The organism is Pseudomonas sp. FSL R10-0399 (assembly GCF_009600165.1).
Taxonomy (GTDB): Bacteria; Pseudomonadota; Gammaproteobacteria; order Pseudomonadales; family Pseudomonadaceae; genus Aquipseudomonas; species Aquipseudomonas helleri.
Map to the genome: position 1 here is coordinate 61,636 of NZ_WIWK01000015.1, position 12,071 is coordinate 73,706.

General features: G+C 59.9%; 10 protein-coding genes. 8 read left to right on the plus strand and 2 right to left on the minus strand.

All coding sequences use genetic code 11. The features are described from left to right. Positions 1-36: 36 nt before the first annotated feature. Positions 37-387 (minus strand): DUF1493 family protein, encoded by a 351-nt coding sequence (locus GHO41_RS06890; RefSeq protein WP_048366756.1) that lies wholly within the window; start codon positions 385-387, stop codon positions 37-39. A 244-nt stretch (positions 388-631) separates the two neighbouring features. On the opposite strand from GHO41_RS06890, the gene GHO41_RS06895 reads away from it, so the two are divergent. Continuing rightward, complete coding sequence (locus tag GHO41_RS06895) at positions 632-2,575, plus strand: ATP-dependent DNA helicase RecQ (RefSeq protein WP_048366755.1); 1,944 nt, start codon at positions 632-634, stop codon at positions 2,573-2,575. 92 nt (positions 2,576-2,667) lie between these two features. Here the strand turns inward: GHO41_RS06895 and GHO41_RS06900 are convergent, their stop codons facing one another. Next, positions 2,668-4,035, minus strand: a complete 1,368-nt coding sequence (locus GHO41_RS06900) for a formimidoylglutamate deiminase (RefSeq protein ID WP_153433232.1) — start codon at positions 4,033-4,035, stop codon at positions 2,668-2,670. A gap of 145 nt (positions 4,036-4,180) precedes the next feature. Between GHO41_RS06900 and hutC the strand changes: the two genes are divergently transcribed. From hutC to GHO41_RS06935, 7 genes are all read left to right on the plus strand, one after another. Beyond that, positions 4,181-4,891, plus strand: coding sequence for a histidine utilization repressor (hutC, locus tag GHO41_RS06905; RefSeq protein WP_153328128.1), 711 nt, complete (start codon positions 4,181-4,183; stop codon positions 4,889-4,891). Then, entirely contained in the window at positions 4,888-5,460 is a 573-nt protein-coding gene (locus tag GHO41_RS06910; protein WP_153433233.1) for a HutD family protein, read from the plus strand. The genes hutC and GHO41_RS06910 overlap by 4 nt, the downstream gene beginning before the upstream one ends. 347 nt (positions 5,461-5,807) lie before the next feature. Further along, a complete protein-coding gene (gene hutU, locus GHO41_RS06915; RefSeq protein WP_371928861.1) occupies positions 5,808-7,505 on the plus strand; it encodes a urocanate hydratase in 1,698 nt (565 codons plus the stop codon). 143 nt (positions 7,506-7,648) lie between these two features. Then, positions 7,649-9,181, plus strand: a complete 1,533-nt coding sequence (hutH, locus tag GHO41_RS06920; protein WP_371928862.1) for a histidine ammonia-lyase — start codon at positions 7,649-7,651, stop codon at positions 9,179-9,181. A gap of 46 nt (positions 9,182-9,227) precedes the next feature. Further along, a complete protein-coding gene (locus tag GHO41_RS06925; RefSeq protein ID WP_153433235.1) occupies positions 9,228-10,196 on the plus strand; it encodes an ABC transporter substrate-binding protein in 969 nt (322 codons plus the stop codon). 53 nt (positions 10,197-10,249) lie between these two features. Continuing rightward, positions 10,250-11,101 carry a proline/glycine betaine ABC transporter permease gene (locus tag GHO41_RS06930; RefSeq protein ID WP_153433236.1) on the plus strand — a complete coding sequence of 284 codons (852 nt, stop codon included), beginning with the start codon at positions 10,250-10,252 and terminating at the stop codon, positions 11,099-11,101. Beyond that, positions 11,098-11,928 carry a glycine betaine/L-proline ABC transporter ATP-binding protein gene (locus tag GHO41_RS06935; protein ID WP_053225176.1) on the plus strand — a complete coding sequence of 277 codons (831 nt, stop codon included), beginning with the start codon at positions 11,098-11,100 and terminating at the stop codon, positions 11,926-11,928. The genes GHO41_RS06930 and GHO41_RS06935 overlap by 4 nt, the downstream gene beginning before the upstream one ends. Positions 11,929-12,071 lie beyond the last annotated feature (143 nt).

Genomic DNA, 12,071 nt, shown 5'->3' on the forward strand with positions numbered 1-12,071 from the left:
AGGATCGCGAGACAAGCTCGCTCCTACAGGTCCAGTTCAGGCTTCCAGGGCTTGTGTGTCCCAATGCCCGAGTCTGATGGCTTCATACAGCATGCCAATGGTCAGCGGCACCTTGTTGCCCCGGCCTTTGGCGTTGCGCTTGAAATGCGGGTCGTTGCCCGCCGGGTGGAAATAGCGATACGCATCGTAATCGGCCAGTTCCAGCCCGAAGCGCTCCTCCAAGCTTTCCATCAAATGCTGGGCATCGCTGCCATTGCAACCCAGGTCGAGGTTGATCGAGGTCTTGAGGCTGATGGTCTTGTGCTCGGGCAGGCCGATTTCTTCATGCAGCAACTGCATCAGCTCGCGCAGGGCCGGTGTGTCGGGGAGGGTGCTGGCGAGTTTCATGATCAGAAATCCATGTGGTAATCAAAGACAGGTCTTCAGGCGAATCGTCAGCACCATAAACCAAATTAAAAATCGATGCTCCGTGCTTCAGGTGGGTTCGTGAGGTTGCCATTCAAGGCTCTGGACAGCGACAAGCGCTTGACCCTGTATCATCCCCTCTCAATTTGCCCCCGACCTTTTCTCGATTCGCCGCAAACCCTGCGCTACGGTTCAGGACTCTGCGGCGGTCAATGGAGTGACAGCGATGTACAACACCCTGGAACAGGTTTTCGGTTATCCACAGTTTCGCGCAGGCCAAGAGGCGGCGATCAGTGCGGTGCTGGCCGGGCGTTCGGCGGCGGCGATTTTTCCGACGGGGTCGGGCAAGTCGTTGTGTTACCAGTTGCCTGCATTGTTGCTGCCGCATCTGACGCTGGTGGTATCGCCGCTGCTGGCGCTGATGCAGGATCAACTGGCGTTTTTGCAGCGTCATGGCATTGCTGCCGCCAGTATCGACTCGGTGCAAAGCCGCGATGAGGCCAGCGCTGTCATGGCGCGGGCCAAGGCGGGTGAGTTGAAGATTCTGATGGTGTCGGTTGAGCGCCTGAAGAACGAGCGCTTTCGTCACTTTTTGCAGCAGGTGCCAATTTCATTACTGGTGGTGGACGAGGCGCACTGTATTTCTGAGTGGGGGCATAACTTTCGCCCGGATTACTTGAAGCTGCCGGACTACCAGCACCAGTTCAATATCCCGCAAGCCTTGCTGCTGACGGCCACGGCCACGCCCGCTGTGATCGCTGACATGCAGCGCAAATTTGCGATTGCCGAGTCGGATGTCGTCACCACCGGTTTTTATCGCGCCAACCTGGATCTGTGGGTCGAGCCCGTCACCGGCGCGGCCAAGCGTCAGCGTCTGGTGCAGTGGATGGGCGAGCGTCTCGGCCAGCCGAGCATTGTGTACGTCACTTTGCAAAAAACTGCCGAACAGATCGCCCAACACCTGAGCCAACACGGGATCAACGCCAACGCTTACCACGCAGGCTTACCCCACGAGCAACGGGAAAGCATCCAGCGCCAGTTCATGGCGGGCCAACTCAATTGCATCGTTGCGACTATTGCCTTCGGCATGGGTATCGACAAAAGCGACATTCGCAACGTGGTGCATTTTGACCTGCCCAAGTCGATTGAAAACTACAGCCAGGAAATCGGCCGCGCCGGTCGCGATGGCGCAACGTCCGAGTGTCTGGTCCTGGCCAATCGCGACAGCCTCAATGTCCTGGAAAACTTTGTGTATGGCGACACGCCAGAGCTGCAAGGCATCCGCTGTGTGCTGGAAGAACTGAGTGCAGCGATTGCCGAAGGGCAGTGGGAGTTCATGCTGACGCCACTGTCGGACCAGAGCAACATCCGCCAGTTACCCCTCAAAACCCTGTTGGTGCAGTTGGAGTTGCGCGGCCTGATCGCCCCGCGTTACGCCTATTTTGCCGAGTACCGCTTCAAGTTCTTGATCGAGCCCGACACCTTGCTGGCCAAGTTTGAAGGCGAGCGCCAACAGTTTGTAGCGGCGATTATCCAGACCTCCAGCCGTGCCCGGACCTGGGCCACGGTGAACTTTGACACCCTGTACGAGCAGCATCAGGCGGACCGCAATCGAGTGGTCAAGGCGCTGGACTACTTTCAGGAGAAGGGTTGGATCGAGCTTGAAAGCAAGCAGATGACCGAGGTCTATAACGTGCTGGTGACTGAGGTAGATGCACAGGCGCTGAGCCTTGAGTTGCATCAGTACTTCACCGCCCATGAGCGCAGCGAAATTGCGCGTATTCACGCAATGCTGGCGCTGTTCTCCAGTGATACCTGCCTGAGTTATCGGCTGGCGCAGTACTTTGGCGATGAGCAGGCGCCGCAGCAGTGCGGGCATTGCTCTGTGTGTGCGGGGCAGATTGCGCGCTTGCCCGACCCGCCCGCGCTGGCGCCGCTTGTGGATAAAAACTTTGACGCGCTGTGCGGTGCTTTTATCCACAGGCATCAGGAGTACACAGGCAGTTATCCACCGGCGGAACGCGTGACCCGTTTTTTGTGCGGCATTAGCGTGCCGTTATTCACCAAGATCAAAGCGCGTTCGATTGCAGGTTTTGCCGCCCTGGAAAACTACCCCTACGCCGACGTACGCCACTGGGCCGAACACCACCTGGCAGATGAGTGGATTTGAACCGGTGGGAGCGGGCTTGCTCGCGATAGCATCGACGCGGTGTACCTGATACATCGAGTCGTCTGAATCGCGAGCAAGCCCGCTCCCACACTTTATTCCCCCAGAAGTTCTTTCAACACGCGAGTGAAGTCCCGGCTGCTCACATCTTCATCTGCATGGCGCCTGTCACGCACCACCCATTGGCCGTTCACCACCACGTCACGGACCTGCCGATCGCCGCCGGCAAACAACCAGCGGTTGAGAATCCCGTCTTCCTGCGCCGTCGCCAGATACGGGTCGTTGCCGTCGAGTACCAGCCAGTCAGCCCGCTGGCCCACGGCCAACCCGGCTACCGGCTGGCCCATCGCCTGTGCACCGCCCGCCACGGCGGCGTCGTACAGGGTGCGCCCGATCATCGGCTGGTCACTGCGGTACAGGCGGTTGCGCCGTTGGTCGCGTAAACGCTGGCCGTATTCCAGCCAGCGCAACTCTTCAACCACGCTCAGCGACACGTGGCTGTCTGAGCCAATGCCCATGCGGCCGTTTTGCGCGAGGTAGTCCACTGCCGGGAAAATACCGTCGCCCAGGTTGGCTTCTGTGGTCAGGCACAGACCGGCCACGGCCTGACTGTGCGCCATAAGGCGCACCTCATCGGGGGTCGCGTGGGTGGCATGCACCAGGCACCAGCGCGCGTCGACTTCAACGTTGTCATACAGCCATTGGATCGGGCGTTTGCCGCTCCAGCTCAGGCAGTCATCGACTTCCTTTTGCTGCTCGGCGATGTGGATATGCACCGGGCACGCCGTGTCGCTGGCGCGTAGCACGTCGTGTAGTTGTTCGGGGGTGACGGCCCGCAGCGAGTGGAAACACAGGCCCAGTTGTTGCGCCGGTTGTTGCGCCAACAGGGGCTTTAACTGTTGCTGCAAGCTCAGGTATTGCTCGGTGCTGTTGATAAAACGGCGCTGGCCATCGTTAGGCGCCTGGCCGCCAAAACCGGAATGGCTGTACAGAACCGGCAGCAACGTCAAGCCTATGCCGGTGGAGCGCGCCGCTTCACTGATGCGCAGCGCCAGCTCGGCCGGGTTGGCGTAAGGCTGGCCCGACAGGTCGTGGTGCACGTAATGGAATTCCGCCACCGAGGTGTACCCGGCCTTGAGCATTTCGATGTACAACTGGCGGGCGATGACGCCCAATTGCTCGGGGCTGATTTTGCCGACCAGCCGGTACATCAGGTCGCGCCAGGTCCAGAAGCTGTCGTTGGGGTTGCCCGCCACTTCGGCCAAACCGGCCATGGCCCGCTGAAACGCATGGGAGTGCAGATTCGGCATGCCCGGTAACACCGGGCCGTTCAAGCGTTGTGCGCCTTGGGCATCGGCATTGGCTTGAATACGGGTCAGAAAGCCGTCGGCCCCGACCTCGATGCGGACATGAGTAGCCCAGCCTGTGGGTAACAGCGCACGTTCGGCGAAGAAGACGGACATCGGTTGAGCACCCCATCGTGGAAATTTGTATATACATATACAGACGTTTGCCTGCCCGGTAAACTCCGGCAAGCTACGCCCCTTAACTCATGAACAAGGATTGCCTGTGTCGACTCCGCCTGTCGTGCCCCCGCTGGCCGCCCACATGGGCGACAGTCCAGCCCCGCTTTACGCGCGCGTAAAACAGATGATCACTCAGCAAATCGAGAGCGGTAACTGGCCGCCGCATTACCGCGTGCCGTCTGAAAGCGAGCTGGTCAGCCAACTGGGCTTCAGCCGCATGACCATCAACCGGGCGCTGCGCGAAATGACCGCAGACGGCCTGCTGGTGCGCATGCAGGGTGTTGGCACCTTCGTGGCCGAGCCAAAAACGCAATCCGCGCTGTTTGAAGTCAATAACATTGCCGACGAAATCGCCGCCCGTGGCCATAAGCACACCTGCAAAGTGATCAGCCTGGCTGAAGAACTGGCCGGTTCCGAGCGCGCAGCCGTCCTCGACATGCGTGAAGGGCAGAAAGTGTTTCATTCGTTGATCGTGCATTACGAAAACGGTATTCCTGTGCAAATTGAGGACCGTTTCGTCAACGCGCTCGTCGCCCCGGACTACCTCAAGCAAGATTTCACTCGGCAAACGCCTTACGCCTATCTGTCGCAGGTCGCACCGCTGACCGAAGGTGAGCACGTGGTCGAAGCGATTTTGGCTGACCCCAAAGAGTGCAAGCTGCTGCAAATTGAAGCCAGCGAGCCGTGCCTGCTGATTCGCCGCCGCACGTGGTCGGGCCGTCAGCCAGTGACTGCCGCTCGTCTGATCCACCCCGGTTCCCGTCATCGCCTGGAAGGACGTTTCAGCAAATGAGCGAACTCACCGTTTTACGCGCCGCCGATTACCCGCGCATGCCGTGGAAAAACGGCGGCGGCAGCACAGAAGAAATCACCCGCGATGCCGGTGAAGGCCTTAATGGCTTCGGCTGGCGCTTGTCGATTGCCGACATTGGCGAGTCGGGCGGCTTTTCGCGTTTCGACGGTTACCAGCGAGTCATCACCGTGCTGCAAGGCGCGGGCATGCACCTGCAGGTGGACGGCGAGCAGAGCCGGGCGTTGTTACCGTTCGATGCCTTTGCTTTTAAAGGTGACAGCGAGGTCAGCTGCCGCTTGATCGACGGGCCGATCCGCGACTTCAACCTGATCTACGCCCCTCAGCGTTACAGCGCCCGCCTGCAATGGCTGCAAGGCGGTAGCCGCTTGTTCACCCCGGCGCAGACCGTGCTGGTGTTTGCTGCTGATGAGCACGTTGACGTACGCGTGGGTGACACGCGTCACGAACAACTTGGCCGCTACGATTGCCTGCAACTGAACGGTAATCGCGAGCTGCTTGAGATCGCCATCACCGGCCGTAGCTGCGTGATTGAGTTGAATAGGGTCTGAAAATGTGGGAGCGGGCTTGCTCGCGATAGCATCACTGCGATGTGCCTGATACACGGCGTTGTTTGCATCGCGAGCAAGCCCGCTCCCACAAGTCGAGTTAAGCCACGCCCCATCTTGTTACCTAACGCCCCAAAAAGACGCAAAACGCCCTTCAAGTAACATCCCCTTACTCTCCCTCCTGCATGTTTAAGCAAACCTTGTGCGTGCCTCAACGCCCTTGTTTTCGGGCCTTTCAACCCATGTCGCGATGTTTTAATTGACAGCAAAGTCACGTTGGCCGCTTACTTGCATATGCTTGTATGTACAAGTACATAAGTGTTCACCTGCCCAGCACTGAGGAGTTACCCGTGACTTCAACTACCCCTAAATCGCCTGTCGCGTTCAACCGTCACCGCGAAGGTGAGATCCGCGCCGCCCGTGGCACTCAGCTCACGGCTAAAAGCTGGATGACTGAAGCACCCCTGCGGATGCTGATGAACAACCTTGATCCACAGGTGGCAGAAAACCCGACCGAGCTGGTGGTGTATGGCGGTATTGGTCGTGCGGCGCGTAACTGGGAGTGCTACGACAAAATCGTCGAAAGCCTGACCAACCTCAACGACGACGAAACCCTGCTGGTGCAATCGGGCAAGCCGGTCGGCGTGTTCAAAACCCACAGCAACGCACCACGGGTACTGATCGCCAACTCCAACCTGGTGCCGCATTGGGCCACGTGGGAGCACTTCAACGAACTCGACGCCAAAGGCCTGGCCATGTACGGCCAGATGACCGCCGGCAGCTGGATCTACATCGGCAGCCAGGGCATCGTTCAGGGCACCTACGAAACCTTCGTTGAAGCCGGTCGCCAGCATTACAACGGCAGCCTGGTCGGCAAATGGGTACTCACCGCAGGTTTGGGCGGCATGGGCGGCGCACAACCGCTGGCTGCGACCCTGGCGGGCGCGTGCTCACTGAACATCGAATGTCAGCAAAGCCGCATCGACTTCCGCTTGGCCACGCGCTACGTCGACGAACAAGCCGCCGACCTGGATGACGCCCTGGCCCGCATCGCCAAATACACCGCCGAAGGCAAGGCGATCTCCATCGCACTGTGCGGTAACGCCGCTGAACTGCTGCCAGAAATGGTGCGCCGTGGCATTCGCCCGGACATGGTCACCGACCAGACCAGCGCCCACGACCCGCTCAATGGCTACCTGCCAAAAGGCTGGACCTGGGAGCAGTACCGCGACCGCGCCGTGACCGATCCGGCGGGCGTCGTCAAAGCCGCCAAAGCCTCGATGGGCGAACACGTAGAAGCCATGCTGGCGTTCCAGAAAGCCGGTATTCCGACCTTCGACTACGGCAACAACATCCGCCAGATGGCCAAAGAAGTGGGCGTTGAAAATGCGTTCGACTTCCCGGGTTTTGTTCCGGCCTACATCCGCCCATTGTTCTGCCGTGGCATTGGCCCGTTCCGTTGGGTTGCACTGTCGGGCGATGCAGAAGACATCTACAAAACCGACGCCAAGGTCAAAGAGCTGATCCCTGACGACGACCACCTGCACAACTGGCTGGACATGGCCCGCGAGCGCATCAGCTTCCAGGGTTTGCCAGCGCGTATTTGCTGGGTTGGCCTGGGCCAGCGCGCCAAGCTGGGCCTGGCGTTCAACGAAATGGTGCGCAGCGGTGAGCTGAAAGCACCGATCGTGATTGGCCGCGACCACTTGGACTCAGGTTCGGTGTCCAGCCCGAACCGTGAAACCGAATCGATGCAAGACGGTTCGGACGCCGTCTCTGACTGGCCGCTGCTCAACGCCTTGCTCAACACCGCGAGCGGCGCGACCTGGGTGTCGCTGCACCACGGCGGCGGCGTTGGCATGGGCTTCTCGCAGCACTCGGGCATGGTCATTGTGTGTGACGGCACCGACGAAGCGGCCGAGCGCATTGCCCGCGTGCTGCACAACGACCCGGCGACCGGTGTGATGCGCCATGCGGATGCGGGTTACCAGATCGCTATCGACTGCGCCAACGAACAGGGCCTGAACCTGCCGATGGTCAACGGCTAAGCCCAGAGGATGCATATCCCTTGTGGGAGCGGGCTTGCTCGCGATGCAGGTTGTGATGCATTCGCGAGCAAGCCCGCTCCCACGGAGTGCATACACTCAACGCAGCGATTAACGGCCCGGACCCTTTTCCAAGGAGCATCAATGTGAACCGTTTAAACCTGATCCCCGGCCAACTGAGCCTTGCCCAACTGCGTGACATTTATCAGCAGCCGGTGAGCCTCAGCCTGGACGACAGCGCTAGCGCGCAGATTGATGCCAGCGTGGCGTGTGTGGAGCAGATCCTTGCCGAGCACCGCACCATTTACGGCATCAACACCGGTTTTGGTTTGCTGGCGTCGACAAAAATTGCCAGCGAAGACCTGGAAAACCTCCAGCGTTCTCTGGTGTTGTCCCATGCAGCGGGTGTCGGTGAGCCGCTCAGCGATGACTTGGTGCGCCTGATCATGGTGCTCAAGGTCAACAGCCTGAGCCGTGGCTTTTCGGGGATCCGCCGGGTGGTGATCGATGCCCTGATTGCGCTGATCAATGCCCAGGTGTATCCGCATATTCCGCTCAAGGGCTCGGTCGGCGCTTCGGGCGATTTGGCGCCGTTGGCGCACATGTCGCTGGTGCTGTTGGGGGAGGGCAAGGCGCGTTACAACGGTGAATGGCTGGAGGCTGGCGCCGCGCTGAAACAGGCGGGCCTCACGCCGCTGACCTTGGCGGCCAAAGAAGGCCTGGCTTTGCTCAATGGCACGCAGGTGTCGACCGCCTTTGCCCTGCGCGGGCTGTTTGAAGGCGAAGACCTGTTTGCCGCCGCCATTGCCTGCGGCAGCCTCACGGTTGAAGCGGTGCTGGGCTCGCGCTCACCCTTTGATGCGCGCATCCATGCCGCGCGCGGCCAGCGGGGGCAAATCGATGCTGCCGCGCTGTACCGCGACCTGCTGGGTACGAGCAGCGAAGTGTCCGAATCACACAAAAATTGCGACAAGGTTCAAGACCCGTATTCCCTGCGTTGCCAGCCACAAGTGATGGGCGCCTGCCTGACGCAGTTGCGTCAGGCGGCCGAAGTGCTGGGCACTGAGGCCAACGCCGTGTCGGATAATCCGCTGGTGTTTGCCGAACAGGGCGACGTGATCTCTGGCGGCAACTTCCACGCCGAGCCGGTCGCCATGGCCGCCGACAACATGGCCTTGGCCATTGCTGAAATCGGTGCCCTGAGCGAGCGGCGCATCTCGTTGATGATGGACAAACACATGTCGCAATTGCCGCCGTTTCTGGTGGCCAATGGCGGCGTCAATTCGGGCTTCATGATTGCCCAAGTCACCGCGGCCGCGTTGGCCAGCGAGAACAAGGCGCTGGCGCACCCGCACAGTGTCGACAGCATTCCCACCTCGGCCAATCAGGAAGACCACGTATCAATGGCTCCGGCGGCGGGTAAGCGCTTGTGGGACATGGCCGAAAACGTTCGCGGCGTGCTCGCCGTGGAATGGCTGGCCGCCTGCCAGGGCCTGGACCTGCGTACTGGCCTCAAAACCTCCCCCAAACTCGAAATCGCCCGCACCACCCTGCGCAACAAAGTGGCGTTTTATGAAAAAGACCGCTTCTTCGCGCCCGACATCGACGCCGCCCAGCAGTTACTGGCGTCGCGGTGCCTCAATGAACTGATCGTGCGCCAGACCCTGCCCAGTTTGTAGGCGGCGATTAGCCCCATTGGCCATTAATGATTAGGAGTGTCACACAATGAAAATCTACAAGACTCTGCTGACTCCATTACTTTCCCTCAGCGTGTTAGTTGCTGCAGGCACCGCCCAGGCGGCCACCTGGTGTGAATCCGGCAAACCGGTGAAATTTGCCGGGCTCAACTGGGAGAGCGGCATGCTCTTCACCGACCTGATGCAGTTCGTGCTGGAAAAAGGCTACGGCTGTAAAACCGACAGCTTGCCGGGCAACTCCATCGCCATGGAAAACGCCCTGAGCAGCAACGACATTCAAGTGTTTGCCGAAGAGTGGGTGGGCCGCAGCAACGTCTGGGTCAAGGCCGAGAAAGCCGGCAAGGTGGTGGGCGTCGGCGCTCCGGTGGTGGGCGCCGTTGAAGGCTGGTACGTGCCGCGTTATGTGATCGAAGGCGATGAGAGCCGCAAGATCAAAGCCAGCGCGCCGAACCTCAAGTCGATTGCCGATTTGGCCCAGTACGCCTCGGTGTTCAAAGACCAGGAAGAGCCGACCAAGGGCCGCTTCTACAACTGCCCGGCGGGCTGGACCTGTGAGCTGGACAACAGCGCCATGCTCAAGGAGTACGGCCTGGAAAACAGCTATACCAACTTCCGCCCGGGCACCGGCCCGGCCCTCGATGCGGCCGTACTGTCGAGCTACCGCCGTGGCGAGCCGATCCTGTTCTACTACTGGTCGCCAACCCCGCTGCTGGGCAGCGTTGACCTGGTCAAGCTGGACGAGAAACCCGGTGTCGACAAGCACGTAGACATCAAAGTGGGCGTCTCCAAAACCTTCAGCGAGCAAGCACCGGAACTGGTCGCGGTGCTGGAGAAGGTCAACCTGCCGATTGATCTGCTTAACCAGAACCTGGCCCGCATGAGCAAAGAACGCATCGACTCGGCAAAACTGGCCAAGCTGTTCCTCAAGGAGCATCCGGAAGTCTGGCATGCCTGGGTCGATGAAGACGCTGCCAAAAAAATCGAAGCGGCGCTATGAGAGCGGACGCTGTAGCTGTGGATAACGTCCCTTTCATTTGATCGAGAGTCTTTATGTTTCCCGAACGTTTTACATTCTCTGTAGCGGACTGGGTCAACGGCTGGGTTGACGCGCTGGTGACCAACTATGGCGATGTGTTCCGGCATATTTCCGACACCTTGCTGTGGGCCATCGTCAACCTCGAAACCGTGCTGCGCATGGCGCCGTGGTGGCTGGTGCTGGCCATCGTTGCGGGCATTACCTGGCATGCAACACGCAAGGCAACGACCACGGCGGTGATTGTCGGCTTGCTGTTTTTGGTGGGTGCCGTGGGCTTGTGGGACAAGCTGATGCAAACCTTGGCATTGATGCTGGTGGCCACCTTGATTTCGGTGCTCATCGGCATCCCGCTGGGCATTCTGGCGGCGCGCAGCAATCGCTTGCGGGCGGTACTGATGCCGGTGCTCGACATCATGCAAACCATGCCCAGCTTCGTGTATTTGATCCCGGTGCTGATGCTGTTTGGTTTGGGCAAAGTGCCGGCGATTTTCGCCACTGTGATCTACGCCGCGCCGCCGCTGATTCGCCTGACTGACTTGGGCATTCGCCAGGTCGACGGTGAAGTCATGGAAGCCATCAACGCCTTTGGTGCCAACCGCTGGCAGCAACTGTTCGGCGTGCAACTGCCGCTGGCGATGCCGAGCATCATGGCCGGTATCAACCAGACCACGATGATGGCGCTTTCGATGGTGGTGATCGCTTCGATGATTGGCGCCCGTGGCTTGGGCGAGGACGTGCTGGTGGGCATTCAAACGCTCAACGTCGGCAAAGGGTTGGAGGCCGGGCTGGCAATCGTGATTCTGGCGGTGGTGATCGACCGCATTACCCAGGCGTATGGCCGCCCACGGCATGAGATGAGCAAATGAACATGACCACGCCTTCCAAAATTGAAGTCAAAAATGTGTTCAAGATTTTTGGCAGCCGCTCCAAAGAAGCGTTGGCCTTGATCCAGCAGCACAAAACCAAAGACCAGGTGCTGGCCCAGACCGGCTGTGTGGTGGGGGTCAATGACCTGTCGCTGAGCATCGGCACCGGCGAGATTTTCGTCATTATGGGGCTGTCGGGCTCGGGCAAATCGACCTTGGTGCGTCACTTCAACCGCCTGATCGACCCCACCAGCGGCGCAATCCTGGTGGACGGCCAGGACATCCTGCAATACGACATGGAAGCCCTGCGCCAATTTCGCCGCCACAAAATCAGCATGGTGTTCCAGAGTTTCGGTTTGTTGCCGCACAAGAGCGTGCTCGACAACGTGGCCTACGGCCTCAAAGTGCGCGGCGAAAGCAAAGCCCTGTGCGCCGAGCGCGCCCTGCACTGGATCAATACCGTGGGCCTCAAGGGCTACGAAAGTAAATACCCGCACCAACTGTCGGGCGGCATGCGCCAGCGTGTGGGGCTGGCTCGGGCCTTGGCCGCCGACACCGACATCATCTTGATGGACGAGGCGTTCAGTGCCCTCGACCCGTTGATCCGCGCCGAAATGCAGGACCAGTTGCTGGAGCTGCAAAAGACCCTGCATAAAACCATCGTGTTCATCACCCATGACCTCGATGAAGCGGTGCGTATCGGCAACCGGATTGCGATTCTCAAGGACGGGCGGCTGATTCAAGTGGGCACGCCCAAGGACATTCTTCATTCCCCGGCCGATGATTATGTGGACCGTTTTGTTCAACGCCGTGCCGTGGCCGTTTAGCGTTAGAAAGGTGAGCGATGAGTAACGTACAGAATGAAGCAACCGTGATTGATGCCGTGATCATCGACAATGCCCGCCTGCGCTGGCAAGACGTGGTCGCGGTTGCCCGGCATGGCGCGCGGCTGGAGCTGTCGGCGCAGGCC

Bases quoted from the DNA above. Each gene is read 5' to 3' on its own strand.
- GHO41_RS06935 (WP_053225176.1), top strand. From the start codon at position 11,098: ATGAACATGACCACGCCTTCCAAAATTGAAGTCAAAAATGTGTTCAAG.
- GHO41_RS06890 (WP_048366756.1), bottom strand. From the start codon at position 387: ATGAAACTCGCCAGCACCCTCCCCGACACACCGGCCCTGCGCGAGCTG.
- GHO41_RS06895 (WP_048366755.1), top strand. From the start codon at position 632: ATGTACAACACCCTGGAACAGGTTTTCGGTTATCCACAGTTTCGCGCA.
- hutC (WP_153328128.1), top strand. From the start codon at position 4,181: ATGGGCGACAGTCCAGCCCCGCTTTACGCGCGCGTAAAACAGATGATC.
- GHO41_RS06930 (WP_153433236.1), top strand. From the start codon at position 10,250: ATGTTTCCCGAACGTTTTACATTCTCTGTAGCGGACTGGGTCAACGGC.
- GHO41_RS06900 (WP_153433232.1), bottom strand. From the start codon at position 4,035: ATGTCCGTCTTCTTCGCCGAACGTGCGCTGTTACCCACAGGCTGGGCT.
- GHO41_RS06925 (WP_153433235.1), top strand. From the start codon at position 9,228: ATGAAAATCTACAAGACTCTGCTGACTCCATTACTTTCCCTCAGCGTG.
- GHO41_RS06910 (WP_153433233.1), top strand. From the start codon at position 4,888: ATGAGCGAACTCACCGTTTTACGCGCCGCCGATTACCCGCGCATGCCG.